28 protein-coding genes are annotated in these 25,320 nt (G+C 67.1%); 13 read left to right on the top strand and 15 right to left on the bottom strand.

What is annotated here, in order from left to right; translation table 11 throughout:
- Positions 1-6 precede the first annotated feature (6 nt).
- A complete protein-coding gene (locus ACWGL1_RS03380) occupies positions 7-429 on the top strand; it encodes a DUF2147 domain-containing protein (RefSeq protein WP_338575965.1) in 423 nt (140 codons plus the stop codon).
- A 62-nt stretch (positions 430-491) separates the two neighbouring features.
- On the opposite strand, the gene ACWGL1_RS03375 is transcribed toward ACWGL1_RS03380, so the two are convergent.
- The 3 genes from ACWGL1_RS03375 to ACWGL1_RS03365 form a co-directional block, all read right to left on the bottom strand.
- Positions 492-1,475, bottom strand: coding sequence for an aldo/keto reductase (locus ACWGL1_RS03375; RefSeq protein WP_452111167.1), 984 nt, complete (start codon positions 1,473-1,475; stop codon positions 492-494).
- Positions 1,476-1,548: 73 nt separating this feature from the next.
- The gene (locus tag ACWGL1_RS03370) at positions 1,549-3,375 is read right to left on the bottom strand and encodes an aminopeptidase P family protein (protein ID WP_452111166.1); all 1,827 of its coding nucleotides are present in this window, start codon (positions 3,373-3,375) and stop codon (positions 1,549-1,551) included.
- A gap of 167 nt (positions 3,376-3,542) precedes the next feature.
- Positions 3,543-4,409: a 50S ribosomal protein L11 methyltransferase gene (locus tag ACWGL1_RS03365; RefSeq protein ID WP_452111165.1), complete on the bottom strand. Its 867-nt coding sequence runs from the start codon at positions 4,407-4,409 to the stop codon at positions 3,543-3,545.
- Between the two features lie 81 nt (positions 4,410-4,490).
- Between ACWGL1_RS03365 and ACWGL1_RS03360 the strand changes: the two genes are divergently transcribed.
- Positions 4,491-5,117 (top strand): hypothetical protein, encoded by a 627-nt coding sequence (locus ACWGL1_RS03360; RefSeq protein WP_338575973.1) that lies wholly within the window; start codon positions 4,491-4,493, stop codon positions 5,115-5,117.
- Between the two features lie 80 nt (positions 5,118-5,197).
- On the opposite strand, the gene ACWGL1_RS03355 is transcribed toward ACWGL1_RS03360, so the two are convergent.
- The 3 genes from ACWGL1_RS03355 to ACWGL1_RS03345 form a co-directional block, all read right to left on the bottom strand.
- A complete protein-coding gene (locus ACWGL1_RS03355; protein ID WP_291781529.1) occupies positions 5,198-5,404 on the bottom strand; it encodes a DUF3126 family protein in 207 nt (68 codons plus the stop codon).
- 109 nt (positions 5,405-5,513) lie between these two features.
- Positions 5,514-6,335 (bottom strand): serine O-acetyltransferase, encoded by an 822-nt coding sequence (cysE, locus tag ACWGL1_RS03350; protein ID WP_452111164.1) that lies wholly within the window; start codon positions 6,333-6,335, stop codon positions 5,514-5,516.
- Between the two features lie 29 nt (positions 6,336-6,364).
- A complete protein-coding gene (locus ACWGL1_RS03345) occupies positions 6,365-6,994 on the bottom strand; it encodes an NUDIX domain-containing protein (protein ID WP_452111163.1) in 630 nt (209 codons plus the stop codon).
- 45 nt (positions 6,995-7,039) lie between these two features.
- Between ACWGL1_RS03345 and ACWGL1_RS03340 the strand changes: the two genes are divergently transcribed.
- Entirely contained in the window at positions 7,040-7,642 is a 603-nt protein-coding gene (locus ACWGL1_RS03340; RefSeq protein ID WP_452111162.1) for a nitroreductase family protein, read from the top strand.
- Between the two features lie 150 nt (positions 7,643-7,792).
- Here the strand turns inward: ACWGL1_RS03340 and ACWGL1_RS03335 are convergent, their stop codons facing one another.
- The 3 genes from ACWGL1_RS03335 to queF form a co-directional block, all read right to left on the bottom strand.
- The gene (locus ACWGL1_RS03335; RefSeq protein WP_452111161.1) at positions 7,793-8,650 is read right to left on the bottom strand and encodes a DUF817 domain-containing protein; all 858 of its coding nucleotides are present in this window, start codon (positions 8,648-8,650) and stop codon (positions 7,793-7,795) included.
- Between the two features lie 21 nt (positions 8,651-8,671).
- A complete protein-coding gene (locus ACWGL1_RS03330; protein WP_452111160.1) occupies positions 8,672-9,178 on the bottom strand; it encodes a hypothetical protein in 507 nt (168 codons plus the stop codon).
- 150 nt (positions 9,179-9,328) lie between these two features.
- Positions 9,329-9,790: a preQ(1) synthase gene (queF, locus tag ACWGL1_RS03325; RefSeq protein ID WP_024353990.1), complete on the bottom strand. Its 462-nt coding sequence runs from the start codon at positions 9,788-9,790 to the stop codon at positions 9,329-9,331.
- 240 nt (positions 9,791-10,030) lie between these two features.
- On the opposite strand from queF, the gene ACWGL1_RS03320 reads away from it, so the two are divergent.
- From ACWGL1_RS03320 to ACWGL1_RS03300, 5 genes are all read left to right on the top strand, one after another.
- Positions 10,031-10,693, top strand: a complete 663-nt coding sequence (locus ACWGL1_RS03320; protein ID WP_338575983.1) for a TonB family protein — start codon at positions 10,031-10,033, stop codon at positions 10,691-10,693.
- 279 nt (positions 10,694-10,972) lie between these two features.
- A complete protein-coding gene (locus ACWGL1_RS03315) occupies positions 10,973-11,899 on the top strand; it encodes an NAD(P)H-dependent flavin oxidoreductase (RefSeq protein WP_452111159.1) in 927 nt (308 codons plus the stop codon).
- A gap of 36 nt (positions 11,900-11,935) precedes the next feature.
- Positions 11,936-12,628, top strand: coding sequence for a TorF family putative porin (locus ACWGL1_RS03310; RefSeq protein ID WP_312218727.1), 693 nt, complete (start codon positions 11,936-11,938; stop codon positions 12,626-12,628).
- 54 nt (positions 12,629-12,682) lie between these two features.
- On the top strand, positions 12,683-12,889 hold the full coding sequence (locus tag ACWGL1_RS03305; protein WP_291781507.1) for a hypothetical protein: 207 nt from the start codon (positions 12,683-12,685) through the stop codon (positions 12,887-12,889).
- A 175-nt stretch (positions 12,890-13,064) separates the two neighbouring features.
- Complete coding sequence (locus ACWGL1_RS03300) at positions 13,065-13,277, top strand: cold-shock protein (RefSeq protein ID WP_003167329.1); 213 nt, start codon at positions 13,065-13,067, stop codon at positions 13,275-13,277.
- 84 nt (positions 13,278-13,361) lie between these two features.
- Here the strand turns inward: ACWGL1_RS03300 and ACWGL1_RS03295 are convergent, their stop codons facing one another.
- Genes ACWGL1_RS03295 through ACWGL1_RS03285 form a run of 3 tightly spaced genes read right to left on the bottom strand, consistent with a single transcriptional unit; the run spans position 13,362 to position 17,234 of the window.
- Positions 13,362-14,606, bottom strand: a complete 1,245-nt coding sequence (locus ACWGL1_RS03295; protein ID WP_452111158.1) for a mechanosensitive ion channel family protein — start codon at positions 14,604-14,606, stop codon at positions 13,362-13,364.
- Between the two features lie 56 nt (positions 14,607-14,662).
- A complete protein-coding gene (locus ACWGL1_RS03290; RefSeq protein ID WP_452111157.1) occupies positions 14,663-15,826 on the bottom strand; it encodes a cystathionine gamma-synthase in 1,164 nt (387 codons plus the stop codon).
- 4 nt (positions 15,827-15,830) lie between these two features.
- Positions 15,831-17,234 carry a pyridoxal-phosphate dependent enzyme gene (locus ACWGL1_RS03285; protein WP_338575994.1) on the bottom strand — a complete coding sequence of 468 codons (1,404 nt, stop codon included), beginning with the start codon at positions 17,232-17,234 and terminating at the stop codon, positions 15,831-15,833.
- 110 nt (positions 17,235-17,344) lie between these two features.
- On the opposite strand from ACWGL1_RS03285, the gene rnr reads away from it, so the two are divergent.
- Complete coding sequence (gene rnr / locus ACWGL1_RS03280) at positions 17,345-19,660, top strand: ribonuclease R (RefSeq protein WP_452111156.1); 2,316 nt, start codon at positions 17,345-17,347, stop codon at positions 19,658-19,660.
- Between the two features lie 178 nt (positions 19,661-19,838).
- Positions 19,839-20,546, top strand: a complete 708-nt coding sequence (locus ACWGL1_RS03275) for an NUDIX hydrolase (protein ID WP_452111155.1) — start codon at positions 19,839-19,841, stop codon at positions 20,544-20,546.
- Between the two features lie 18 nt (positions 20,547-20,564).
- Here ACWGL1_RS03275 and ACWGL1_RS03270 read toward each other — a convergent pair whose 3' ends face one another.
- Positions 20,565-21,179 (bottom strand): hypothetical protein, encoded by a 615-nt coding sequence (locus ACWGL1_RS03270; protein ID WP_452111154.1) that lies wholly within the window; start codon positions 21,177-21,179, stop codon positions 20,565-20,567.
- 126 nt (positions 21,180-21,305) lie between these two features.
- On the opposite strand from ACWGL1_RS03270, the gene rpmG reads away from it, so the two are divergent.
- Entirely contained in the window at positions 21,306-21,473 is a 168-nt protein-coding gene (gene rpmG, locus ACWGL1_RS03265) for a 50S ribosomal protein L33 (RefSeq protein WP_003164451.1), read from the top strand.
- Between the two features lie 92 nt (positions 21,474-21,565).
- Here the strand turns inward: rpmG and ACWGL1_RS03260 are convergent, their stop codons facing one another.
- Entirely contained in the window at positions 21,566-22,927 is a 1,362-nt protein-coding gene (locus ACWGL1_RS03260) for a PleD family two-component system response regulator (RefSeq protein ID WP_346487499.1), read from the bottom strand.
- Positions 22,924-23,301, bottom strand: coding sequence for a response regulator (locus ACWGL1_RS03255; RefSeq protein WP_003164449.1), 378 nt, complete (start codon positions 23,299-23,301; stop codon positions 22,924-22,926). Before ACWGL1_RS03255 ends, ACWGL1_RS03260 begins: the two co-directional genes overlap by 4 nt.
- A gap of 123 nt (positions 23,302-23,424) precedes the next feature.
- Here ACWGL1_RS03255 and ACWGL1_RS03250 point away from each other — a divergent pair, with 123 nt between their 5' ends.
- Together ACWGL1_RS03250 and ACWGL1_RS03245 are read left to right on the top strand one after the other, a co-directional pair.
- Positions 23,425-24,699 (top strand): DNA polymerase IV, encoded by a 1,275-nt coding sequence (locus ACWGL1_RS03250; RefSeq protein WP_452111153.1) that lies wholly within the window; start codon positions 23,425-23,427, stop codon positions 24,697-24,699.
- A 54-nt stretch (positions 24,700-24,753) separates the two neighbouring features.
- Positions 24,754-25,212, top strand: coding sequence for a RidA family protein (locus tag ACWGL1_RS03245; RefSeq protein WP_291781475.1), 459 nt, complete (start codon positions 24,754-24,756; stop codon positions 25,210-25,212).
- Positions 25,213-25,320: the final 108 nt, after the last annotated feature.

Below are 25,320 nucleotides of genomic sequence, written 5' to 3'. Positions count from 1 at the left end.
ACGCCGATGAAGACCTCCGTCCTGACGGCGCTCGCCGTCGCAGCCGCCGCCCTCGCTTCTCCGGCCCTCGCCAGCGACCCGACCGGCCTGTGGCAGACGCCGACCAACGGCGGCCAGGTCCGCATCGAACGCTGCGGCCAGGCCCTGTGCGGCGTCCTCGTCACCTCCAGCCACATCCGCGCCAACCCCGATGTCAAGGATCAGCGCAACAAGGACGAGTCCCTGCGCGACCGCCCCCTGCGCGGCCTGCGGATGCTGTCGGGCTTCACCGGCGGCCCGACCGAATGGCGCGGCGGCTCGGTCTACAACCCCGAGGACGGCGGCACCTATCGCGGCACCATCACCCTGACCAACGACAACACCCTGCGCCTGCGCGGCTGCATCGTCGCCCCCCTGTGCAAGACCCAGACCTGGACCCGCGTCCAGTAATCGAGGCGCACAGCCCGAACGAAAAACGCCTCCCCCGCGATCGCGAGGGAGACGTTTTCATATCAACGGTTCAGCGAGCTCATGCCGCCGGGCGCATAGCGCTCGCCCGCCGCCGCCCCGCGCGGGAAGACGGCCTCGATCCGCGCCAGATCATCCGGCGTCAGCACGATGTCCGCCGCCGCTGCGTTCTGCTCCAGCGTCGAGATCCGGCGCGTGCCGGGGATGGGGACCAGATCCTCTCCCTGCGCCAGCACCCAGGCCAGGGCCAGTTGCGCCGCCGTCACGCCCTTGTCCGCCGCGATGGCGCCGACCGCGTCGACCAGATCGAGGTTCTTCTGGAAGTTGTCGCCCGCAAAGCGCGGGTTCGTCCGGCGGAAGTCGTCGGGCGCCAGGTCGTCGATCGACTTGATCTCCCCGGACAGGAAGCCCCGGCCGAGCGGGCTGTAGGGCACGAAGCCGATGCCCAGTTCGCGCACCACGCCCAGAAGCTCGTCCTCCGGGTCGCGGCTCCACAGCGAATATTCGGTCTGAAGCGCCGTGATCGGATGCTCGGCGTGGGCGCGGCGCAGGGTGGCCGGCGCCGCCTCCGACAGACCCAGGAAGCGGACCTTCCCCTCCTTCACCAGCTCGGCCATGGCCCCGACCGTCTCCTCGATCGGCGTATTGGGGTCGATACGGTGCTGGTAATAGAGGTCGATGTGATCGACGCCCAGACGGCTGAGGCTGCCCTCGACCGCGCGGCGCACGTTTGCGGGCGAGCCGTCGGTAATGGCCGAACCGTCCGGCTGGCGATTGATGCCGAACTTGGTGGCGATGAAGGCTTCGTCCCGGCGGTCCTTCAGCGCCTTGCCCAGCAGGACTTCATTGGTGTGGGGGCCGTACATCTCGGCCGTGTCGAACAGGGTGACGCCCAGGTCGAGCGCGCGGTGGATCACCGCGATGGATTGGGCCTCGTCGGCGCCGCCGTAAAAGGCGCTCATGCCCATGCAGCCCAGACCGACGGCCGAGACCTCAGGACCGCTACGGCCCAGCTTGCGCATCTTCATCCGCGCATTCCTTCTGATGTGAGGGGGTCGGCGGCGCATCCGCCGACCCTCTTCAGATGGGCGCCGTATGGCCTTATTTCAAGGGGGTGGTCTGCGCCTTCAGCCAGTCCAGCGCCGCCTCGTCCTTCTGAACGCCGTCGGCCAGCAGAGGCCCGACCTTGGCCAGAACCTCGGCGTGATAGGCGTCCACGTAGGCCCGCTCGTCCGCCGTCAACAGCGCCGTGTCGATCAGGCGGCGGTCCAGCGGCGCCAGCGTCAGTTGCTCAAATCCATGCATCGGCCGCTCGCCGCCCGGCACCTGAGCCGGGGCCGTGACGACCTGCAGCGTCTCGATGCGGATGCCCCACTCGCCTTCGCGGTAATAGCCCGGCTCGTTCGACAGGATCATGCCGGTCAGCAGCGGCTGGTCCGTGCCCCAGCCGGCGATGCGTTGCGGCCCCTCGTGCACGCCCAGATAGGACCCCACGCCGTGACCCGTGCCGTGGTCGAAGTCGAAGCCTGCGTTCCACAGCGGCTGGCGCGCAATGGCGTCCAACTGGCGCCCGCTGGTCCCGGCCGGGAAGCGGATCACCGCCATGGCGATATGACCCTTCAGGACCAGGGTGAACATCCGGCGCTGATCGGCCGTGCCCTCGCCGATGGCCATGGTGCGGGTCACGTCCGTGGTTCCGTCCAGATACTGACCGCCGCCGTCCACCAGCAGCAGCGAACCCGCCTCCATCGGCCGGATCCTGGCCCCGACCGGCTTGTAGTGCGGCAGGGCGCCGTTCGGCCCGACTCCGGCGATCGTGTCGAAGGACAGGTCCTTCAACATGCCGGTCGCCTCGCGGAAACCCTCCAGCGCCTCGACCACCGCCCGCTCGTCCGGCAGTTCCTTCTGCGCGACCGTATCGACCCAGTGCAGGAAGCGTGTCAGGGCCGCGCCATCGCGGATATGGGCCTGACGGCTGCCCTCGATCTCGACGTCGTTCTTCTGCGCGCGCGGCAGGGCGCAGGGGTCCATGCCGCGCACGATGGTCGCGCCCGCCGCTTCCAGCCGGTCGAAATACCAGGCCGACGACACGGCCGGATCGATCATCACCTTCTGGCCCGACAGGGCGTCCAGCGCGGCGGGCAGCGCGGCGGGCGCCTCCAGCGTCACGGCGTCGCCCAGCCAGCCGGGCAGTTCGTTCGTCACCTTGGCCGGGTCAAGGAAGACCTTGGCCGTCCCGTCCGCCTTCACCACCGCCTGTCCCAGCGGCAGGGGCGTGCGGATCACGTCGCCGCCGCGAATGTTGAACAGCCAGGCCAGCGACGACGGCGCCGTCAGCACCGCGGCCTCGGCCCCGACCTCAGCGACGGCGTTGCCGATGCGAGCGCGCTTGGACGCAGCGCCTTCGCCGGAATAGCGGTCCTCGTGCGGGACCACCGACGCCTGCGGCTGAGCCGGGCGAGCGTCGCCCCAGGCCAGGTCGATCGGATTGGCCTCGACCGCCTTCAGCGTCGCCCCGGCCTTCTCGACCGCCGCGCGCAGGGTCGCCAGCGCATCCGGGCTGTGCAGGCGCGGATCATAGCCGATCACCGAGCCCGACGGCACGGCCGCCAGCCAGTCGGCCAGGGCGTTCAGCGGCTGGCGCTCGAACAGGGTCTCGTCCGTCTGGGCCTTGGCCTGCACCGTATAGCGGCCGTCGACGAAGACCGCCGCCCTGTCCTTCAGCACCACGCCCGCCCCGGCCGAGCCGGTGAAGCCGCTGATCCAGGCCAGCCGCTCATTGGCGTCGGGCAGGTATTCGTTCTGATGCTCGTCCTCGTGCGGGACCAGCAGTCCGTCGAGGCCCTGCTTGGCCATCTCGGCGCGGAGCAGAGGCAGGTGCTTGGCCCCGAAGGACGGATCGGTGGTTTCGTCAAATGTCTGGCGCATGAGGGGTCCTTACACCCTTCTCCCCTTGTGGGAGAAGGTGGCTCGCGAAGCGAGACGGATGAGGGGTTTCTCGCCGTTTGCCCAGCCCACTCATCCGCAGTCGCGAGACCCCTCATCCGGCCCTGACGGACCATCTTCTCCCACAAGGGGAGAAGGAAATTAGCGCCCTATTTCTTGCGCAGCTGCAGCGCGCTCCACGCATCATGATGGATCGTCTGCTCCACCACGAAGCCCAGCGGCAGGTAAGCCTCCAGCACCCGCTCCTCCTGCGTCCGCAGCAGGCCCGACAGGATGGCGACCCCGCCCGTCTTCAACGCCGCGCCGATCTCGGGCGCCAGGAACACCAGCGGCGCCGCCAGGATGTTGGCGAACACCAGATCATAGGGCGCGTGCTGCGCGATACGCGCATCGCTCAGGCCATCGGCGAAATAGAAGTCGCACTTCGCGTCATTGATCACCGCATTCTCATTGGCGATGCGGGCCGACGGCTCGTCGATGTCGGTGCCGACGGCGATGGGCGAACCCGTCTTCGCCGCCGCAATGGCCAGAACGCCCGTGCCGCAGCCGACGTCCAGAACCTTCTCGAACGTCTCGGTCTTCAGCAGATTGTCGAACGCCTCCAGGCAGCCGACCGTCGTGCCGTGGTGGCCGGTGCCGAAGGCGGCGCCCGCGTCGATCTTCAGATTGACCCGGCCTTCGGGGATCTTGCCCTGATCGTGCGCGCCATAGACGAAGAAGCGCCCGGCATCGACCGGCGGCAGGCCCGACAGGCTCATGGCCAGCCAGTCGGCGTCGGCCAGCTTCTCGACGATCACCTCCAGCCCCGGCGTGGCGCGCAGGATTTCGGCGATCCCCTCGGCCTCTTCATCGGTCGTGGGGAAGGCGTCGATACGCCAGATATTGCGGTCCTCGTCCTCTTCCAGAATGGAGTAGGTGGCGCCTTCCAGCAGGGGATTGGCGTCGATGGCGGCGGCGGCGGCCTCGGCGGGGGCGCGATCGCCGCGCGCGATCACCTGAACTGCGGATTCGGACATTTCTTAAACACCGTTATAATAACGAATCGCCAGTGCGGGCTTGGTTCTCACGCCCGTGTCCAACGAGGGGTCGGGGAGTTTATGGCCAAAGCACCGTCTGAAACGAAACCTGCCGCGAAAGCGGCCTCCGCCGCTTCCAAGCCGAAACCGGCGGCAAAGTCGAGCGCGACAGCGACAAAAGCTGACGCCAAGCCCAAGACCGTAAAGGCCGCCGCTGCGGCGAAGGCTCCCGCCAAGGCGGCTGCGCCCAAGGCCGCCAAGCCCGCTACGGCCAAGGCGACGACCGCCAAGACCGCCGCGACGAAGGCTCCGGCGAAGGCGACCGCCGCCAAGAAGCCTGCAGCCGCAAAGGCTCCTGCCGCCGCAAAGGCCGCCCCGGCCAAGAAGCCGGCCGCCGCCAAGACGACGACAGCCAAGGCGGCCACGGCCAAGGCCGCTGCGCCCAAGAAGGCTGCGGCGCCCAAGAAACCCGCCGCTTCCAAGGCGGCCGCTCCGGCCCCGGTCGAGACGCCGGTCGCCGCCTCCCTGGCTCCGGCGCCCGTCGCGCCCGCCGAGACCAAGCCCGCGCCGAAGCCCGAGCCGGTCGAGCCGCCCGTTCAGGCCACGGCGCCCGCCGCCGCCGCTGCGGCGGTCGAGCCGGTGAAGCCCGTCGACACGCCCGCCCCCGAAAAGAAGAAGGGCTTCTTCGCCCGTCTGTTCGGCTGGTGATCGAAGACTGATCGCAAATGCAAGGAAGGCCGGAGAGGACGCCCTCTCCGGCCTTCTTCATTTCTCGACTGTCGTAGGGCCTATTCCGGCAGGTCTTCCGCCAGGATGGCCATTTCGAACATGAAGGAGCCGGCTTCGTCCTCGTCTTCGAACACCACGCCGATGAACTCGTCATCGACATAGACTTCGGCGGAGTCGGCGACCTTGCGGGCCTTCACCTTGACGCCGCCGTGGTTGAAGGTGCGCTTCAGGTGCGTCTCGACGCGCTTCAGATCGGATTCTTTCACGGGGGTAGCCTCGCTTTGGCGCCGGGGGCGCATGTCGTTGGCCGCGGACCCTAGAGAAGCCGCCTCGCCTTGGGAAGCCCGCGCGTCAGGCGTCCACAGACGCGCCCTCTCAGATCACGAAGTCATAGACGATGTCGGACAGCGTATGGTCCATGGTCCGCGCGGGCGTGGCGTCGGTCGGACAGTTGACCAGCCTTGCAGGCACCCCCGCCACGGTGCAGCCCGCCGGCACCGGCTTCAGCACCACCGAGCCGGACGCCACCTTGGCGTAGTCGCCGACCGTGATGTTGCCCAGCACCTTGGCCCCGGCGCCCAGCAGGACGCCGCGCCCGATCTTCGGGTGACGGTCGCCGCGCTCGGCCCCGGTCCCGCCCAGAGTCACGGCGTGCAGCATGGACACCTCGTCGCCCACCACAGCCGTCTCGCCGATGACGATGCCCGTGCCGTGATCCAGAAAGACGCCCGAGCCGATCCGCGCCGCCGGGTGGATGTCCAGCTGGAACAACTCCGAAATCCGGCTCTGAAAATGGAACGCCAGGGTGTCGCGGTCCTGCTCCCACAGCCAGTGCGCCACGCGCCAGGCCTGCAGCGCCTGGAACCCCTTGAAATACATGAAGGGCTGCAACAGCGACCGGATCGCCGGATCACGCTCCTGCACCGCCTTCAGGTCCGCCTCGGCGGCGGCGACGATGCCCGGATCGGCGGCGAAGGCCGACAGGGCCACCTCGCGCACCGTCATGGCGCCCAGCTCCGCATCGCCCAGCTTGCGCGCGATCTGGAAGCTCAACGCCCCGGCGAAGTCGTCGTGCGCCAGCACCACGGCGTTCAATTGCGACGCCAGACGCGGCTCCTCGCGCGCAGCGTCCTCGGCGGCGGCGCGCAACTGCGTCCACAGATCCGGCTGCTTCGGCACGACTTCCAGCTTGGCCATCAGGCTTCCTTCGACTTCAGGCGGCGATCCTACGCGCCCAGCATGGCGCGCGCCAGCGCGGCCGGCAGTTCGCCCTCCCGCGCCATATGGTAGGCGCGATAGGCCGTCGCCACCGTCAGCCCGTCGCGCACCGCGCCGCGCGCGATCTCGGCCATCAGCTCGCCAAAGGGGACGCGTGCGGACAGAAAGACCTCCGTCTCGTCCGGCGCCGTCCCGGTCGCCTCCAGCCCCCAGGCCACCCAGGTCATCGCCCGCTCGTCGGTGATGGAGTTGGACAGGTCCAGGTCCAGCGCCGCGCGCCAGTGCTGCGCCGTCAGCCCCGCCTCCTCGGCCAGTTCGCGCTTCACGGCCTCGAACGGGTCTTCCCCCTCCGGCGCCCCGCCCTCGGGCATCTCCCAGGAATAGCGCATCAGGGCGAAGCGGTGCTGCCCGACCAGGCTGACCGTCCCGTCGTCATGCAGCGGCAGCACGCCCGTGCCCACGTTCCGGGGCCGCACGACCACATAGTCGGCCTCAGCCCCCGTCGGCGCGACGGCCGGATGGCGCGTCACCCGCATCCAGAGCGTGTCGACCAGAACGCTGTCGCCCAGGCTGCGCCACGGCGGCGTGTCGGGCAGGCCCTCGGCCCAGCGAGGCTTGATGTCGCGGATCTGACTCATGCCCCTGCTATGGCGCAGCCCGTCCCGAAAGCCTAGCTATCCGCCATGAGCCAGACAGACCTCGCTTCCCCCCTGCCCCTGCCCGTCCGTTCGGAAGAACTGCTGTCGCGCCTGGCCGTGCGCCGCTCGGCTCCGGCCCAGTCGCTGACCCTGCCCGGCCCCTCGGACGCCGAGATCGAGCAGATGCTGCTGCTGGGCGCCCGCACGCCGGACCACGGCAAGCTGTTTCCCTGGCGCTTCGTCGTGCTGGGCCCGCAAAGCCGCGCCGACCTGTCCGAGGCCCTCGCCGCCCTGGGCGAAACCCAGAACCGCACCGGCAAGGAGATCGCCTCCCTGGCCAAGCTGGCCAACCCGCCGCTGACCATCCTGGTCGTCTCGACCCCCATTCAAGGCCACAAGGTTCCGGTGTGGGAGCAGCAGTTGTCCGCCGGCGCCGTCTGCATGAACCTGGAGCACGCGGCGAACGCCCTGGGCTATTCGGCCAGCTGGATCACCGACTGGTACGCCTACGACCCCGCCGCCGTCGCCCTGTTCGGCGTCGAGGACGGCGAGAGCATCGCCGGCTTCATCCACGTCGGCTCCCTGTCCGAGCCCCCGCTGGAACGCCCCCGCCCGAACCTGGAGCACAAGGTGACGGCCCGGCCGTAAAGCCTTTCCCTTCTCCCCCTGTGGGAGAAGGTGGCCGAGCGCAGCGAGGTCGGATGAGGGGTCTCTCCGCCGTTGCAAAACCCCTCATCCGTCAGCCCCCGGGGCAAGCCCGAGGACTGCCACCTTCTCCCACAAGGGGAGAAGGCCGCCCTACCCCTCTTCCTCCTCCGGCCGGTGCACGATCGACACCAGCACCACCGAGATGATCATCAGCAGGAACCACGCCCCCAGCTTGTTCAGGCTGACCATCTCCCATCCGCCCTCCTGCCCCGGATAGACCCAGGCCCGCGCGAACGTCCCCAGGTTCTCCGCGAACCAGATGAACAGCGCCACCAGCCCATAGCCCAGCAGCAGCGGCATCGACCGCCGCGTCCGGTCGGCGGTGAAGTAGAACCATCCCCGCATAAACAGCAGCCCCGTCGCCGCGAACAGCGCCAGCCGCACGTCCGGCAGCCAGTGATGGGCGAAGAAGTTGACGTAGATCGCCGCCGCCAGCACCCACGTCGTCCAAAGCGGCGGATAGTTCCGCACCCGGATATGGAAGATGCGCTGCACCCGCGCGATGTAGCTGCCCACCGCCGCATACATGAAGCCCGAGAACAGCGGCACGGCGCCGATCCTCAGCACCGACTCTTCCGGATAGATCCACGACCCGTGATAGGTCTTGAACAGTTCCATGACCGTCCCGGCGACATGGAACAGGAAGATGACCCGCGCCTCCTCCCAGCTCTCCAGCTTCAGGGCCAGCATCAGCGCCTGTATCCCCAGCGCCCCCAGCACCAGAAAGTCATAGCGCGCCAGCGGAGCCTGATCCGGCCAGAACAGAAACGTCCCCAGAATCAGCGCCAGCATCGCCCCGCCGAACAGACACGCCCACCCCTGCTTCAGCCCGAACCACAGGAACTCATAGGTGTAACGGCGCAGGCGCGAGCGGTCCGCCCACCCCTCCGCGCGGGTCATCAGGCGGCGGCCCCAGGCTTCGAGCGGCAGGCGGGAGGATGGGATCATGAAAATTTATAGAAGTGCAAGTTACCACTTTGATACTTGAGAAATAATTTCCTCAACGTCTAGACCTTGCGCTTTTGCAATTGTGAGACCCTGCATCTTCACCGCAAAGCTTACAGATTCCGAAGCCAACCGAGCTAAATCCGCGTTGAGATCATCGAAATCAGCTGCCTCCCAAAGCTCATACTCGGACCGAATATCTCCGATCAGTTCCGTAGCACTTCCGGTCGTCATTGCAGCCATAAGGCCTAACGAAATGCGATTTGGGGCGTCGGGCGGAAGCCACAACAAGCCTGCTGGCTCAGCGTCCGAAATCCCCCACAAGCCATGAATGACCTTGTTGCGCCTCGGAGCTAACCTATCGAATGATTTTAAGAGCACTTCCAATTCGGGTTGAAGGCGCGCATCCAATGCTGCCTTACCTACCGCGCGGATCATCTGTGATTTTGCTGTCGCCGTTTGGACCTTAGTCAGAATAGCCAATGCTACTCGGTGGTCCGCTCCTATCATCGCACCCAATGCGTAGGCCATATGTCCTTCGATTGAGGTCCAAGTATTGGCAACAACTGCAATTTTGATAGCAAGTTCAGGTCGCTCTGCGACACTGTCCCCACCTGCGCCCCAACTTCCGTCTCGCGGCTTCCTAGGCATTATTTCTCCATAAAATAACGGCTAGGTTCCTCACCCCCGCCCGCGATATCCCGCCACGCCCTGATCCGGCAGCCACACGCCCTCCAGCGGCGCGCCCGTCTGCCAGAAGACATCGATGGGGATGCCGCCGCGCGGGTACCAGTAGCCGCCGATGCGCAGCCATTTCGGTTGCAGCAGTTCGGCCAGGCGCTTGCCGATGGCGACGGTGCAGTCCTCGTGGAAGGCGCCGTGGTTGCGGAAGCTGGTCAGGTACAGCTTCAGGCTCTTGCTCTCGACCAGCCAGTCGCCGGGCACATAGTCGATGACGATGTGGGCGAAGTCGGGCTGGCCCGTCACCGGGCACAGGCTGGTGAACTCCGGCGCGGTGAAGCGCGCCACATAGAGCGTGTCGGCGTGCGGATTGGGCACGCGCTCCAGCACCGCCTCTTCCGGGTTCGTCGGGGCGGCGGTCTGGACGCCGAGCTGGCTGAGGCTGTCGGTATAGTGGGTCATGCCCGCCATTTAGGCGTTCGCCCCGCCAAAGAAAACGCCGCCCCCTCCGCAATCGGCCACCCCCCTGCTTCACCCGTGCTAGACTGCGCGCCGGCCGAGGGGAGAACGGCCGTGCGGCGTCGGGGATTTCAGACGATTCAGACGAATTGGACTCTGTTTTTTCCGAGCGTTCTTCAGTCGCCTGTTTCAGGAGCATCCATGATCCTATCTGCCAGGTTTAGCTTTGCCCTGAGCGCCCTCATGATCGTTTCAGGGGGTGTCGCCCTGCCCTCAGCGACTCTAGCCCAAGACGCCGATCAAGCCCTCCCGCCCCCGCGCTGGAGCGTGCCGCCGCAGGCCTCTGTCGATGACTTCCCTGAAGCGGCCCTGCAGGCGGACGCCAGCGGAGCCGCCGTGATCGCCTGCGACGCCACGCCGGACGGCAGCCCCGTCAACTGCGAAGTCCGTTCTGAAACGCCTCCGGGCATGGGTTTCGGTCAGGCCGCCCTCGGCATCGTGCAACGCGGACGCGTGATCGCCAGCGATGACGGCGCTGACGCGGCCCCTCGCCGCTTCGCCGTTCGCGTGCCGTTCAATCTCAGCCCCGAGCCGCCTCCGACGGAAACGGCGGCGACGTTCGCCAATGTGGAAGCCCGGTGGCTGACGCCGCCTCGCCCCACAGCGTCTGATTATCCGCAAAGGGCGGTCGATCGCGGCCTCTCGGGCGGCGCCGCCGTTCGTTGTGAAGTGGCGCTGTCAGGCAAGCCGACCAACTGCGCCGTTGTCGCCGAAGTTCCTCCCGGCAGCGGGTTCGGAGAAGCGGCCGTCAAAATCGTCCGTCGAGGGCGGCTGAACCCCGCGACGATCCGGCCGGAAGAAGTCGGGTCCGCCTTCGTCGTCACCGTGCCCTTCAGCATCCACTGATGCGATTTCAGACGATTCAGACGAATTGGACTCTGTTTTTTCCTTCTCCCCCTGTGGGAGAAGGTGGGCGCCGGTGGCGCTCGGATGAGGGGTGTCGGCGCAAGTTTCGCTGTTCTGCGCCTCAACCGTGCGATCATCGGATGCGGAGGCGCTCACACCCCTCATCCGTCAGGCTTCGCCTGCCACCTTCTCCCACAAGGGGAGAAGGGAGCCGAATGCATTGCCTTCCCTGACGACAGCCGGTTAGCGTAGCCAAAAGCAACTCAGGAGAGACGACCCGTGGCCATTCCCGCTTCCCTGCAGTCCGGCCTCAAGCTGCCGGTGATCGCCTCGCCCATGTTCCTGGTGTCCGGGCCGGATCTGGTGGTCGAGGCCTGCAATGCGGGCGTGATCGGGACCTTCCCCTCGCTGAACCAGCGCACGACCGAGGGCTATCGGGAGTGGGTTCAGGAGATCAAGTCGCGGCTGGCGCCCGACGCCGCCCCCTTCGGCGTCAACCACATCGTCCACCCGACCAACCCTCGCCTGATGGCCGACATGATGGTCTCGGTCGAGGAGAAGGTGCCGCTGATCATCACCTCCCTAGGCGCCGTGCGCGACGTGGTGGACGCGGTGCACGGCTATGGCGGCGTGGTCTTCCACGACATCGCCAATGTGCGTCATGCCCGTAAGGCGGCCGAGGCGGGCGTCGACGGCCTGATCTTGGTCGCCAACGGCGCGGGCGGGCACGCGGGCGTGGTGAACCCCTTCGCCCTGATCAACGAGGTGCGCGGCTTCTATGACGGGACCATCATCCTGGCGGGCGCCCTGTCCACCGGCCAGGACGTGGCGGCGGCGCTGATGATGGGGGCCGACTTCGCCTATATGGGCACCCGCTTCATCGCCACGACCGAGAGCGCGGCCCAGCCGCACTACAAGGAGCTGATCGTCCAGTCGGGGTCGGCGGACATCACCTACACCCCGGCGGTGTCTGGCATTCCGGCCAACTTCCTGACGCCGTCGCTGGTCGAGAACAGGATCGATCCCAAGTCCCTGCCCGAGCACAAGCTGGACATGGGCGAGGAGGCCAAGGCGTGGAAGACCGTCTGGTCGGCGGGCCAGGGTTCAGGCGCCATCCACGACGTGCCGACGACGGCCCAGCTTGTCGCTCGGCTGACGGACGAGTTTTCGCAAGCCTGTGATAAATTCGACAAGAAGCGTCTCTAGGAAGCGGCCTCGACACTCCCCTATCGAGGCCGATTCATGCGCATCCTGACGACCGCCCTTCTGGCGACCGCCCCGCTCCTGATCCTGGCCTCGACGGCCCAGGCGCAGGACATGCCCGGCCGCTGGAGCTTCAGCGCCGGCGCCGGCAGCGACAACCGCTCCAAGGACGCCTCCAAGTCGGACGGCGATCCCTTCGTCTGGGGCGCGGCGGAATGGGAAAGCGAAAGCGGCCTCTTCTACGTCAGCCCCGCCGCCGAAACGATCAAGAGCGGCGGTTCGGACCTGGAGCTGGAGCTGACCGGCGGCGTGCGTCCGCAGTGGGGCGGCTTCGATTTCGACCTGAACGTCGCGCACAAGTGGCGGGTGGACGCCGACCCCGGCTATGACGCCAACGCCTGGGAGTTCACGGCCGACATGAAGCGCTCGATCGGCCCGGCCAGCGCCCGCCTGCGGCTGCAGCACTCGCCCGACGGCGCCGGTTCGGTGGAATCTTGGACCTGGGTCGCCCTGCGCGGCGGCTGGGACTTCACCGACAAGCTGAACGTCTCGGCCGAGGTCGGCCGCCGCGAGCAGGACAATAGCGTCGACTACACCGGCTACAACATCGGGGCGACCTACGCCCTCACCTCCAACCTGGAGGCCGAACTGCGCTGGCACGGCACCAACGCCAAGGTTCCGGGCGAGCAGTACGCCGACGCCCTGGTCGCCGGGATCAGCGTCTACTTCTGATCGAGGCGGACAGAGGCTTTGGCCTTTTCCGACCAATGGGCCTAAGCTTGGCGCATGACATTCCGCCCGACGACCCTCGAACGTGCGTACCAGCTGGCTGAAAGCGGCGCCTGCCGCACGGTGGGAGAGGTCAAGCAGGCCCTGAAGAGCGAGGGCTACGACCGCATTCAGGACGCCCTGTACGGCTCCACCATCACCAACGCCCTGCGCAAACTGTGCCAGGAAAACTGGTCCGCGCCGACGCAGGCCGTTGAAAGCTGACGATCTTTTCGTACGCCTTGCTTTAGCCGCCGGGACCGTTCACCCTGTGACGGTCGATCTCTCTGCGTAACGCTCTGCCTTCTGCCCCGCGCACCGAGGTCTAAGCCGATCCATACAGACCCGACAGGTCTTCAGGGACGTTCTCTGAGGCCAACTTCTAGCGGAGGTCCTGAAAATGGCTACCGGCACTGTGAAATGGTTCAACTCCACCAAGGGCTACGGCTTCATCCAGCCGGATGACGGCGGCAAGGACGTCTTCGTCCACATCTCGGCCGTGGAAGCGGCTGGCCTGCGCGGCCTGGATGAAAACCAAAAGGTTTCCTACGAAATCGAGCGCGACCGTCGCTCGGGCAAGGAATCGGCCGGTCAACTGAAGACCGAAGGCTGATTCAGCCCCCTCGCCGCCCCTGTCAGCGATGACGGGCGGCCAGGAAAAGGACAGAGCGCGCAGGGGCGACCCTGCGCGCTTTTTCTATGCCCGCTCCATGACCGGCGGCGAACGCAACTGGCCGAAGTCCGCTCCGCTGGGCGACTGGAACAGGCGCAGGCCGAACTCGGGCAGGATCGCCAGCAGGTGGTCGAAGATATCGCCCTGGATCGCCTCATACTCCGCCCAGGCCACCGTGGCGGTGAAGGCGTAGATCTCCAGCGGCAGTCCCGTCTCCGTCGGCTGCAACTGACGCACCAGCAGGGTCATGTCCTGACGGATGCGCGGATGGTTCTCGAGATAGTTCTGCACATAGGCGCGGAAGGCGCCGATGTTGGTCGAGCGCCGCATATTGACCGGATCGCGCCCGGCCTCGACCAGCTTGGCGTTCCAGTCGGCCATCTCGGCGGCCTTGTCGGCCAGATAGTCGTCGATCAGGAGGAAGCGCCGCATCCGGTCGCGCTCGGCCTCGGTCAGGAAGCGCGCGCTGGTCTGGTCGATCAGCAGCGACCGCTTGATGCGGCGCCCGCCGCTTTCCTGCATCCCGCGCCAGTTGCGATAGGACTCGCTGATCAGCCGCCAGGTCGGGATGGTGGTGATGGTCTTGTCCCAGTTCTGGACCTTCACCGTGTGCAGGGCGATGTCGATGACGTCGCCGTCGGCGTTGACCTGGGGCATCTCGATCCAGTCGCCGACGCGCAGCATGTCGTTTGAGTTCAGCTGAACCGACGCCACCAGCGACAGGATGGTGTCCTTGAACACCAGCATCAGCACCGCCGCCAGCGCCCCGAGACCCGACAGCAACAGCAGCGGCGAACGGTCGATCAGGGCCGCGATCACCAGAATGGTGGCGATGGCGTAGATGACGATCTTCAGGACCTGCAGATAGCCCTTGATGCTGCGCCGATGGGCGCGCGGCGAGCGGGCGTAGATGGCGTTGGACATGTCCAGACCGGCGCCAATGCCGATGGCCACAGCCACGATCATGAAGGCCCCGGCCACGTTCTGGATCAGGGTGACGAAGCCGGGCGCCAGATGCGGCACCCCGCTGATGCCCTGATGGATGATGATGGCGGGCACGACGCGGGTGAAACTGCGCACCACCGGCCTGAGCAAAACGTCGAGATCATGCACCGCCCGGCCGACCACTCTCAGGATCAGTCGGGTCAGGATGCGGCGGACGACAAAGTCCGCGATAAAGGCGACAAGGGCGAGAAGACAGAGCCCGATCAGCATCTCCGCGATCGGAAACTCCGCCAGGCGAATACGCATGGCGTCGAAATCAAACATGACCCCAGCCTAGGCAGGCTGACCGGGGATTTGAACCCCCGGCGCCGCAATCAGCCTCAGCCGATGGCCTGATCCAGATCGGCGATCAGGTCGTCGATGTCCTCGACCCCGACCGACAGGCGGATCAGGTTATCGGTGACGCCGCCGGCCTCGCGCACCTCTTTGGGCACGCTGGCGTGGGTCATGATGGCCGGGTGGTTCACCAGACTTTCGACGCCGCCCAGCGACTCCGCCAGGGTGAAGACCTGCACCCGCTCCAGCACCCGTTTCGTGCGCTCCAGATCGCCGTCGATCAGCAGGGTGACCATGCCGCCGAAGCGGCCGTTCATCTGACGCGCGGCCAGTTCGTGCTGCGGGTGGCTGACCAGACCCGGATAGAGCACCTTGGCGACGCCCTTTCGATCTTCCAGCCAGCGCGCCACGGCCAGGGCGTTCTCATTGTGCGCCTTCATGCGCAGGCCCAGCGTCTTCAGCCCCCGATTGGCCAGGAAGGCGTCGAACGGCCCCATGACGCCGCCGATGGAGTTCTGCAGGAACTTCAGCTGGGCCGCCATCTCGGCGTCCCTGGCGACCAGCACCCCGCCGACGATGTCGGAGTGGCCGTTCAGATATTTGGTCGCCGAATGCATGACCACGTCGGCGCCCAGGGCCAGCGGCTGCTGGCTCCACGGCGTGGCGAAGGTGTTGTCGACCACCAGGATCAGCTTGTGCGCCTTGGCGATCTTCGACAGGGCCTCGATGTCGGCCAGCTTCATCAGCGGATTGGTCGGGGTCTCGACCCAAAGCATCCGCGTCTTTTCGGTGATGGCCGCCTCGACAGCCGCCAGATCGGTCAGGTCGATGTAGCTGAAGTCCAGCCCCATCGAGCGACGGCGCACCCGCTCGAACAGCCGCCACGACCCGCCATAGAGGTCATCGCCGGTGATGATGTGCGACCCGGCGTCCAGCAGCTCCAGCGCCGTAGAGGTCGCCGCCATGCCCGAGCCGAAGCCGAAGGCCTGAACCCCGCCCTCCAGATCGGCGATGCAGGCCTCGAACGCCTCGCGCGTCGGGTTCTTGCCTCGTGCGTATTCATAGCCCTTGTTCACGCCAGGACTTTCCTGAGCGTAGGTCGAGGTGGCGTAGATCGGCGTCATCACCGCGCCCGTCGTCGGGTCCGGCTGCTGGCCCGCATGGATGGCGCGGGTCGAGAAGCCCTGGCTGTTCTTCAGGTCTGCCATGCTCTTACCGGTTCAGGCTGAGGTGGTTGATCAGGTCCGTGCGGGTGATCAGGCCGACGAAGGTCTCGCCGTCCAGCACGATGGCCACGCGGTCGCGGTCGAAGACCGGGATCAGGGCGTCCAGCGACTCCGTCACCTGAAGCGTGTCCAGATCGCGCGTCATGGCCGAGGCGACCGGCTTGGCGAAGCGCTCCTGACGGGTGATGTCGTCGGTGTTCATGATGTGGACGATGTCGCTCTCGTCCAGGATGCCGACCAGACGGCCGTCCTGAATGACCGGCAGTTGCGACAGGCCGTCGCCGCGCATCCGCTTGAAGGCGGTGTCCAGGGTGTCTTCCGGTCCGATCACCACCACGTCGCCGGCAGCGTATTTGCGGTTGATCAGGTCCGACAGGTCGCCGTGCAGTTCACGCTCGGCCAGGCCCTGATCGGCCAGCCAGGCGTCGTTGTAGACCTTGGACAGGTATTTGGCGCCGGTGTCGCAGACGAAGGTCACGACCCGCTTCGGCTCGGTCTGCTCGCGGCACCAGCGCAGGGCCGTGGCGATCAGGGTGCCCGACGACGAGCCCGCCAGAATGCCTTCCTTCAGCAACAGCTCGCGCACCGTGGCGATCGCCTCGGCGTCGGGGATGGAATAGGCGACGTCGATCAGGTCGGGATCGGTCGTCTCGGGCATGAAGTTCTGGCCGATGCCTTCGACCGTATAGCTGCCGTCCGGTCCCGGCACGCCCTCGTTGATCAGGCCCGCCAGCGCCGAGCCGACCGGGTCGGCCAGGATGATCCTGGCCTTGGAGCCCTGTGATTTGAAATAGCGGGCGTTGCCCGTGATCGTCCCGCCCGAGCCGATCCCGGCGACGAAGGCGTCGATGTCGCCGTCCATCTGCTCGAAGATTTCCGGGCCGGTCGTCCTGAAGTGGGCCTCGGAGTTGGCGTCGTTGGCGAACTGGTTGACGAAATAGCCGCCCGGAATCTGCTGGGCCAGGCGCTCGGCCATGTCGGTGTAGTATTCCGGGTGGCCGTGCGGCACGTCCGAGCGGGTCAGGCGCACGTCGGCGCCCATGGCCCGCAGGTGCTGGATCTTCTCCTTCGACATCTTGTCGGGGATGACCAGCAGGACGTTGTAGCCCTTCTGCTTGCCGACCAGAGTCAGGGCCAGACCGGTGTTGCCCGCCGTCGCCTCGACGATAGTGCCGCCCGGCTTCAGCCAGCCCGCCTTCTCAGCCGCCTCGATCATCGACAGGGCGATGCGGTCCTTGATGGAGCCGCCCGGATTCTGGCTCTCCAGTTTCAGGAACAGGCGGCAGGGGCCGGTGTCGATCCGCGTCACCTCGACCATCGGCGTCTTGCCGATCAGGTCCAGCAGGCTCTTCGCCGGACGGCTGAGAACAGGGGCGTCGGTCATCGACATGAAGGCAGGCTCCGTTGCACGGTTTCGAATGAAGCTGGGCGTCCGCACCGTCGCGGTCAACTCATGCAAGTTTTCACCCTTTCGCCGCGAAGCGCGTTAGAAAGGGCGCAATGGTCAAGACACCGAAACGCCCCGCTGCGGGCCTGCCCGACAAAGAATCCCTGATGGCCTTCCTGCGCGAGGCCGGAGAAGCCGAAAAGGCCGACATCGCCCGCGCCTTCGGCCTGAAGGGCGCCGAGCGCCGGCACTTGCGCGACATGCTGAAGGAGCTGGAGGCCGAGGGCCGCCTGGGCAAGCGCGGCCGCAAGGGCTTTTCCGAAGCCGGCGCCCTGCCCCCGGTCGGGGTGGTCGATGTCGTGGATCGCGACGCCGACGGCGAGCTCTACGTCGAATTGGTCAAGAGCAGCGAGGATGCGCCGCGCGCGGTCCTGATGCCCGATCGCGAGGGTCGCGGCCCGGCGCCCGGCATCGGCGACCGCCTGCTGGTCAAGTTCAGCCGGGGCGTCAACGGCTGGGAGGCTCGTCTGGTCAAGCGGCTGGACGCCGGGACCAACCGCGTGCTGGGCGTCATCCGCAAGGGCGGGCGCGAGACGCGGGTCGAGCCGGTCGACAAGCGCTCCAAGGACGTGCTGCTGGTGCCCGCCGCCCAGGCGACGGACCTGCGCGACGGCGACCTGGTGCTGGCCGCCGTCGAGAAGGGCGAGCATCGCTACGGGCCCAAGCGCGGCAAGATTCTCGAGAACATCGGGCGCGAGGACGACCCGCGCGCCGCCTCCATCATCGCCATCCACGCCCACGGCGTGCCGACCGGCTTCTCTGATGCCGTCGAACGGGAGGCCGAGGATCAGGCTGTCCCGACGCTGAAGGGGCGCGAAGACCTGCGCCACGTCCCCTTCATCACCATCGACCCGGCCGACGCACGCGACCATGACGACGCCGTCTATGCCGAGCGCGACGAAGACCCGGCCAATGCGGGCGGCTGGATCGTCTGGGTCGCCATCGCCGACGTCGCCGCCTATGTGCGCCCGAACACGGCGCTGGACCGCGAGGCGCGGGCCAAGGGCAACTCGACCTACTTCCCCGACCGGGTCGAGCCGATGCTGCCGGAAGTGCTGTCCAACGGCCTGTGCAGCCTGAAGCAGGGCGAGAACCGCGCCTGCATGGCCGTGCGCATGGTCTTTGACAAGGACGGCCGCAAGACCGGGCACAAGTTCACGCGCGGCCTGATGCGCAGCCACGCCAAGCTGTCTTACGAACAGGCGCAGTCCGCCATCGACGGCCTGCTGGACGACGCCACCGGGCCGATCATGGAGGCTATCCTCTATCCGCTGTGGAACGCCTACCGCACCATGCTGAAGGGCCGCGAGCGCCGCAGCCCGCTGGCCATCGAAAGCCCCGAGCGCCGCATCATCATGTCGCCCGACGGCGGCATCGCCGGCATCGAGCCTCGCAAGTCGCTGGAGGCCCATCGCCTGATCGAAGAGATGATGATCCAGGCCAACGTCTGCGCCGCCGAGACGCTGGAGAAGACGCACACGCCGCTGATCTACCGCGTCCACGACACGCCCAGCCAGGAGAAGATCTTCAACCTGGCCGACTTCCTGCACACCATCGGCAAGCCCTGGAACAAGGGCGAGGCGCCCAACACCAAGCGCTTCAACAAGCTGCTGGAAGAGACCCGCGACACCCCGCACGCCGAGGTGGTCAACGAAGTCGTCCTACGCACCCAGATGCAGGCCTTCTACTCCCCAGAGAACGTCGGCCACTTCGGTCTGCACCTGGACCGCTACGCCCACTTTACCTCGCCGATCCGGCGCTATTCCGACCTGATCGTCCATCGTGGGCTGATCCGGGGGCTGAAGCTGGGATCGGACGGCCTGACCGACCGCGAGATCGTCGAACTGGGCGGCATCGCCGAGCACGTCACCGAGACCGAACGCCGCTCCATGGCCGCCGAGCGCGACGCGATGGACCGCTACATCGCCGCCTTCCTTGAAGAGCACGTCGGCGCGAGCTTCAGCGGCCGGATCACCGGCGTCACCCGCTTCGGCCTGTTCATCCGGCTGGACGAGACGGGCGCCGACGGCCTGGTCCCCGTCTCGACGCTGGGCGACGAATACTTCACCCACGACGACCGCGCTCACGCCCTGGTCGGCGAGCGCAGCGGCAAGCGCTTCCCGCTGGGCCGCCGGGTCGAGGTCCGCCTGATGGAGGCCACGCCCGTCACCGGCGGTCTGGTGCTGGAAATGCTGTCCGAGCCGGACCCGCGCGATCCGAACGCCCCGGCCCCGCGCTATGGGATGCGCGGACGCGGGGGAGACGGCCCTCCCAAGCGCGGCAAGGGCCGTCCAGGCGGTTCCAAGCCCCGCAACGGCGGCAAACCCTCCGGCGGCCTGAAGGGCGTCAGAAAGGGCAAGCGACGGTGAAAAATATCACGTCCCTTCTCCCCTCGAGGGAGAAGGTGGGCGCCGGAGGCGCTCGGATGAGGGGGCTGTATCCGCAGGCGGGACGACAGACGTTGAGGACGCAGCAAGCGTCCCCCTCATCCGTCTCGCTCCGCGAGCCACCTTCTCCCCCGATGGGGAGAAGGCAGGAGTTTTTGCGATGAACCCCCGCCCCTTTGACGCGGCCCAAGATCTGGCCGATGCGCCGCGTGTAGGCGGGGCCCAGCGCCCCAAAGACGCCGCCACCCTGATCCTGACCCGCGGCGAAAAACGTCCCGAGGTGTTGATGGGCCGCCGCGCGCCCGGCCATGTCTTCATGGCCTCGAAATGGGTGTTCCCCGGCGGCCGTATCGAACGCAGCGACTTCACCGCCGCCTCGAACGGCGCCCTGTCGCCTGACGTCGCGCGGCGGCTGGAGGCGGAGATGCCCGCCCGCCGCGCCCGCGCCCTGGCCCTGGCCGCCGTACGCGAGACCTTTGAGGAGACCGGGCTGATCCTGGGCCGCGCCGCGCCGACCGCCTCGGTCGCCGGACCGTGGCGGGAATACCGTCAGGCGGGCGCCCTGCCCGATCTGTCGGTCCTGTCCTATGTGGCGCGCGCCATCACGCCCCCGGGCCGCACGCGCCGTTTCGACGCCCGCTTCTTCATGGCCCCGGTCGAGGCCCTGCGCGATCCCGACTGCATAGAAGGCTCAGGCGAACTGGACGAGATCGCCTGGATTCCGCTGGAAGAGGCCCAAGGGCTGGATCTGCCCGCCATCACCCGCTTCGTGCTGGGTGAGGTCGCCGAGCGGCTGGAAACGCCGCAGCGCCCCCTGCCCTTCGTGCACATGGTGCGCGGCCGCCACGTCATCGACCATCAGGACTGACGCGGCGGCCTCGCCGTCTTATTCGGCGACCGGCTTGGTCAGATCGAAATCGACCTGGAAATGGCGGTTCGGCCGACGCAGCTCATAGCTGAAGGTCTTTTGGGGATGGATCTCCATGGCCCAGACGTTGGTCGTCGAGACCGAGGCGTCATTGGCGTTGAACAGGTCGATGGACTCCTGATCGACCGGGAACTCCTGACGTTCGGCCGTGCCTTCGTTCGCCGTGTCGCCGCCATACCAATGCAGCGTATCGGTCGTGCCGTCCGGGTGGCGGTGGTCGTGCTTCAGGCGCAGGCCCGACTCGGTGCGCGTCACGACCCAGGTGCGCGAACGGTCCTCGCCGACCCAGAAGGGAATGCGAATCTCATCCGCCGAGCAGTCGCGGACATGCATCAGCAGGCGCTTGCCGGCGAAATCCGAGTCGGCGGCCTCGGTCGTGACGACCTTGCCCTCGAATCGCTGGCCGCACAGTTCGGTCAAATTGGCGAAGAAGGCGTCCTGGGCCGTGGCGGGAGCTTCGGCCGGCGCCGCAGCCGGCGCGGCGGGCTCGGAGGAGCAGGCGGAAAGCGCCAGTCCGGCGGCGATGACAGCGGCGGACAGGGCGTGGGCGGGCTTAAAGTGGGGCGTTTTCATGGCGAAATACTACCGCTCTCGCGGCCTCGCTCAACGCGACATCGAAACCGTTGACTTTGAGCCTGTCCTGAGTATGTTCCGCGCCTCTTATTTCAAGCGGCTTTCGCCGTCGCAGAGGTAATTCCGATGGCCAAACCGGCTTCCATCAAGATCCGCCTGAACTCCACCGCCGACACCGGCTTCTTCTACGTGACCAAGAAGAACGCCCGTACGATGACCGAAAAGATGGTCGTCAAGAAGTACGACCCGGTCGTCCGCAAGCACGTCGAGTTCAAGGAAGGCAAGATCAAGTAAGGGCTCAGCCCCCCGCTTGAATCTGCAAGACTCGAAACGCCCGGTCGCAAGACCGGGCGTTTTTCGTTGTCCGCCATATAAGGCCGAGGCCATCAGGCCGCGCGCGCCACCACCCGATTGCGGCCGGCCTTCTTGGCCTCATACACGCCCTCGTCGGCGCGCTTCAGCAGGGAGGCCGGCGTGTCGTCCGCGCCCCTGGTCGCCGCCACGCCGACCGAAACGGTGATGCTCAACGGCTCGCCGCCCAGGATGCGGAAGGGCGAGGCGCCGACGTCGCGACGGATTCGCTCGGCGATGCGATGGGCGTCTTCCAGCGTCGTGCCCGGCATGACCACGACGAACTCCTCGCCGCCGAACCGGCACGGCAGGTCCACCGCCCGCACATTGGTCGCCAGCCGCACCGAGAATTCGCGCAGCACCTCGTCGCCCGCATCGTGGCCCAGGCTGTCGTTGACCGCCTTGAAGTGATCGATGTCCAGCACCAGCACCGCCACCGGATCGCCGCCGCGATTGGCGCGCGCCACCAGGGCGTCCAGTTGCCCGTTCATGTAGCGTCGGTTGTGCAGGCCCGTCAGCGGGTCGGTGACCGCCATCTCCAGGCTGTGGTCCAGCTTCTGGCGCAAAAAGTCGCCATAGCGTTTGCGCCGCACCTGGGTGCGCACTCTCGCGGCCAATTCCTCAGGATCGACGGGGCGGGTCAGGATGTCATGCGCGCCCAGCTCCAGCGCCTTGAGCAGACGCGCCCGGTCCTGAGTGTCCACCAGAGCCAGGATGGGCAGTCGACGCGTCGGCTCCTTGGACCGAAGCTGCGCGATCAGCCGCAGGCCGTCGAACCGTTCGGACGTCACATTGACGATCACCAGGTCGACCGGGCCCCGCGCCGTCTCCAGCGCCGCCTCGAGCGACGGCTCGATCATGGGGCGATGCTCCAGCGACAGCTCCTGCGCCATCACCTGAGCCTGAAGCGTATTGTCATCGACAATCAGAACACGCCCGCCCGACCCCTTGAGCCGCGCCACGCCGCCGGTGTCGACGCCGACCCGGCGACCGCTTTCCTCGCGCTCGCGCAGTTCGTCCATGACCATCTTGAGGCGAGTCAGGCTGCGGACCCGCGCCATCAGGATCACATCGTCCAGCGGCTTGGACAGGAAGTCGTCGGCGCCGGCGTCCAGCCCCTTGATGCGATCATGCCGGCCGTCCAGCGCCGTCACCAGCACCACCGGAATGTGGCGCGTCTCCGCCTCGGCCTTGATCCGACGACAGGCCTCGAAGCCGTCCATGCCCGGCATCATCACGTCCAGCAGGATCAGGTCCGGCTGTTCGGCGCCCGCCAGGGTGATGGCCGTCGCGCCGTCATGGCAGGTCAGGACGTCGTAGTATTCGAGAGTCAGCTTGGCTTCGAGCAGCCGGACGTTCGCCTCGACGTCGTCGACCACCAGGATCCGCGCACTCATGCCGCCCCCTGACCAAGGTGCCTGCGCACCGTCTCCAGGAAGGAGATGACCGAGATCGGCTTGGAGATGTAGGCTTCGCAGCCCCCCTGGCGAATCCGCTCCTCATCACCCTTCATGGCGAAGGCTGTAACGGCGATGACGGGGATATGGTTCAGCTCTTCGTCGTCCTTGAGCCATTTGGTGACTTCAAGGCCCGAGATCTCCGGCAACTGGATATCCATCAGGATCAGGTCGGGGCGGTGTTCGCGCGCAATCGCCAGCGCCTGCAGCCCTTCGCGGGTCTGCAGCACTTCATACCCCTGGGAATCGAGCAGATCATGAAAAAGCTTCATGTTCAGCTCGTTATCCTCGACGATGAGGACCTTCTTGGACATCCGCCACCCGGCCGTTGCGCCTCTTGTTCATCCGCTTTCGCGTCGGGCTGTTACGCCTTCTTGGGCGCACTGTGGCCGCGTCAGTCTTAAGTTGACGTGAAGCTGAGGAAACGGAGTTCCTGCGTGGCCCTTACGGCCCTCTGTCGCGACTGCCTGTGGACCGGCGACCGCAAGGTCGCGCGGTGCCCATCCTGCGCCTCGCGCCGGGTGATCGTCCATGACGAACTGAGCGACCTGCACATCGCCCACCTGGACTGCGACGCCTTCTACGCCTCGGTCGAGAAGCGCGACCGACCCGAACTGCGCGACAAGCCCGTGATCGTCGGCGGCGGCAAGCGGGGCGTCGTCTCCACCGCCTGCTATGTGGCGCGGCTGTACGGCGTCGGCTCGGCCATGCCGATGTTCAAGGCGCTGAAGGCCTGCCCCGACGCGGTCGTCATCAAGCCGGACTTCAGCAAATACAGAGCCGAGAGCCGTCGTATCTTCGGCGCGCTGGAACAGCTGACGCCGCTGGTTCAGACCCTGTCGCTGGACGAGGCCTGGATCGACCTGAAGGGCACCGAGCGGCTGAACGGCGGACCGCCCGCCTTCCAACTGGCGCGTCTGCAGAAATGGATCGAGGACGAGACCGGGCTGACCGTCTCCATCGGCCTGGCGCCCAATCGCTTCCTGGCCAAGATCGCCTCCGAACTGGACAAGCCGCGCGGCTTTTCGGTCATCGGCGCGACAGAAGCGCAAGGGCTGCTGGCGCCGCGCCCCGTAACCGCCCTGCCCGGCGTCGGGCCGGTGTTCGGCCGCACCCTGCGCTCGGACGGCTTCGCCACCATCGGCGATCTGGCTGCGGCAGAGGTCAAGGACCTGATCCGGCGCTATGGCGAGACGGGCCTGCGCCTGCATGACCTCAGCCACGCCCGCGACAGCCGCCCGGTGAACCCGGACCACGACCGGCGCGGCATGAGCGCCGAGACCACCTTCAACGACGACCTGACCACGGCCGAAGCGCTGGAGGCCGAGCTGTGGCCCCTGTGCGAAAAGCTGGCGTCCAAGGCGCGCCGCGACGGCGTCGCCAGCCGCGTCGTGGTGCTGAAGCTGCGCAAGACGGACTTCAAGATCGTCACCCGCCGCGTCACCCTGGCCGAGCCGGTGCAGACGGCGCGCGCCCTGTTCGCCGCCGGTCGCGACCTGCTGAAACCCGAAATCGGCGTACCTTACAGGCTGATCGGCATCGGCATGGCCGATATCGCCGACGCCCAGGACGCCCCGGCCGGCCTGTTCGCCACGAGCGAAACCCGCGCCCTGAAGACCGAGACGGCCATCGACGCCCTGCGCGACAAGTTCGGGGCCGCCGCCGTCGTCGCCGGGCGCGCTCTGAAACGTCCCAACGAACGCCCCGGATGACGCGGCCGCCGCGCCGCGCTAAACCCCCTCAACCCTTTCACACGGAGTCGCCCCATGAGCATCCACGCCCGCATCGCTGAACTCGGCATCACCCTGCCCGAGCCCGCCAAGCCGGTCGCCAGCTATGTCTCCTACGTCCGCTCGGGCGAGCAGATCTTCATCTCGGGTCAGCTGTCGAACGACGCCAGCGGCGGCATCAAGGGCACCGTCGGCGTGGACGTGACGCCGGAGCAGGCCGCCGAGGCCGCCCGCCTGTGCGGCATCAACCTGCTGGCCCAGATCAACGCCGCCGTCGACGGCGACCTGGATCGCGTGGTCCGCATCGTAAAGCTGGGCGGCTTCGTCCAGGCCGGCCCTGACTTCGAGGCCATTCCCGCTGTCATCAACGGCTGCTCGGACCTGATGGTCCAGGTCTTCGGCGACGCGGGCAAGCACTCGCGCTCGGCCGTCGGCGTCTACAAGCTGCCGCTCGGCTTCGCCGTCGAGATCGACGCTGTCATTGAGGTGAAGTGACAACCATGCGTCACACCCTTCTCCCCTTGGGGGAGAAGGTGGCTCGCGGAGCGAGACGGATGAGGGGGCGGTTTGTTGCGCCCTCATCCTTGCCTCTTTCGCGCGCGG

The organism is Brevundimonas sp. NPDC055812, assembly GCF_053616535.1.
Note: the sequence above shows the minus strand (reverse complement) of the source record. Positions and strands in the feature narration are given on the sequence as shown.

What these genes read in the sequence shown, in the direction of transcription:
- rpmG (WP_003164451.1), top strand. Translation starts at nt 21,306, where the DNA reads ATGGCCAAACCGGCTTCCATCAAGATCCGCCTGAACTCCACCGCCGAC.
- ACWGL1_RS03245 (WP_291781475.1), top strand. Translation starts at nt 24,754, where the DNA reads ATGAGCATCCACGCCCGCATCGCTGAACTCGGCATCACCCTGCCCGAG.
- ACWGL1_RS03370 (WP_452111166.1), bottom strand. Translation starts at nt 3,375, where the DNA reads ATGCGCCAGACATTTGACGAAACCACCGATCCGTCCTTCGGGGCCAAG.
- ACWGL1_RS03295 (WP_452111158.1), bottom strand. Translation starts at nt 14,606, where the DNA reads ATGTTTGATTTCGACGCCATGCGTATTCGCCTGGCGGAGTTTCCGATC.
- ACWGL1_RS03285 (WP_338575994.1), bottom strand. Translation starts at nt 17,234, where the DNA reads ATGTCGATGACCGACGCCCCTGTTCTCAGCCGTCCGGCGAAGAGCCTG.
- ACWGL1_RS03360 (WP_338575973.1), top strand. Translation starts at nt 4,491, where the DNA reads ATGGCCAAAGCACCGTCTGAAACGAAACCTGCCGCGAAAGCGGCCTCC.
- ACWGL1_RS03330 (WP_452111160.1), bottom strand. Translation starts at nt 9,178, where the DNA reads ATGGCCTACGCATTGGGTGCGATGATAGGAGCGGACCACCGAGTAGCA.
- ACWGL1_RS03365 (WP_452111165.1), bottom strand. Translation starts at nt 4,409, where the DNA reads ATGTCCGAATCCGCAGTTCAGGTGATCGCGCGCGGCGATCGCGCCCCC.
- ACWGL1_RS03260 (WP_346487499.1), bottom strand. Translation starts at nt 22,927, where the DNA reads ATGAGTGCGCGGATCCTGGTGGTCGACGACGTCGAGGCGAACGTCCGG.
- cysE (WP_452111164.1), bottom strand. Translation starts at nt 6,335, where the DNA reads ATGGCCAAGCTGGAAGTCGTGCCGAAGCAGCCGGATCTGTGGACGCAG.
- ACWGL1_RS03345 (WP_452111163.1), bottom strand. Translation starts at nt 6,994, where the DNA reads ATGAGTCAGATCCGCGACATCAAGCCTCGCTGGGCCGAGGGCCTGCCC.
- ACWGL1_RS03275 (WP_452111155.1), top strand. Translation starts at nt 19,839, where the DNA reads ATGAACCCCCGCCCCTTTGACGCGGCCCAAGATCTGGCCGATGCGCCG.
- ACWGL1_RS03340 (WP_452111162.1), top strand. Translation starts at nt 7,040, where the DNA reads ATGAGCCAGACAGACCTCGCTTCCCCCCTGCCCCTGCCCGTCCGTTCG.
- ACWGL1_RS03300 (WP_003167329.1), top strand. Translation starts at nt 13,065, where the DNA reads ATGGCTACCGGCACTGTGAAATGGTTCAACTCCACCAAGGGCTACGGC.
- ACWGL1_RS03375 (WP_452111167.1), bottom strand. Translation starts at nt 1,475, where the DNA reads ATGAAGATGCGCAAGCTGGGCCGTAGCGGTCCTGAGGTCTCGGCCGTC.
- ACWGL1_RS03335 (WP_452111161.1), bottom strand. Translation starts at nt 8,650, where the DNA reads ATGATCCCATCCTCCCGCCTGCCGCTCGAAGCCTGGGGCCGCCGCCTG.
- ACWGL1_RS03255 (WP_003164449.1), bottom strand. Translation starts at nt 23,301, where the DNA reads ATGTCCAAGAAGGTCCTCATCGTCGAGGATAACGAGCTGAACATGAAG.
- ACWGL1_RS03310 (WP_312218727.1), top strand. Translation starts at nt 11,936, where the DNA reads ATGCGCATCCTGACGACCGCCCTTCTGGCGACCGCCCCGCTCCTGATC.
- rnr (WP_452111156.1), top strand. Translation starts at nt 17,345, where the DNA reads ATGGTCAAGACACCGAAACGCCCCGCTGCGGGCCTGCCCGACAAAGAA.
- ACWGL1_RS03380 (WP_338575965.1), top strand. Translation starts at nt 7, where the DNA reads ATGAAGACCTCCGTCCTGACGGCGCTCGCCGTCGCAGCCGCCGCCCTC.
- ACWGL1_RS03290 (WP_452111157.1), bottom strand. Translation starts at nt 15,826, where the DNA reads ATGGCAGACCTGAAGAACAGCCAGGGCTTCTCGACCCGCGCCATCCAT.
- ACWGL1_RS03270 (WP_452111154.1), bottom strand. Translation starts at nt 21,179, where the DNA reads ATGAAAACGCCCCACTTTAAGCCCGCCCACGCCCTGTCCGCCGCTGTC.
- ACWGL1_RS03320 (WP_338575983.1), top strand. Translation starts at nt 10,031, where the DNA reads ATGATCGTTTCAGGGGGTGTCGCCCTGCCCTCAGCGACTCTAGCCCAA.
- queF (WP_024353990.1), bottom strand. Translation starts at nt 9,790, where the DNA reads ATGACCCACTATACCGACAGCCTCAGCCAGCTCGGCGTCCAGACCGCC.
- ACWGL1_RS03305 (WP_291781507.1), top strand. Translation starts at nt 12,683, where the DNA reads ATGACATTCCGCCCGACGACCCTCGAACGTGCGTACCAGCTGGCTGAA.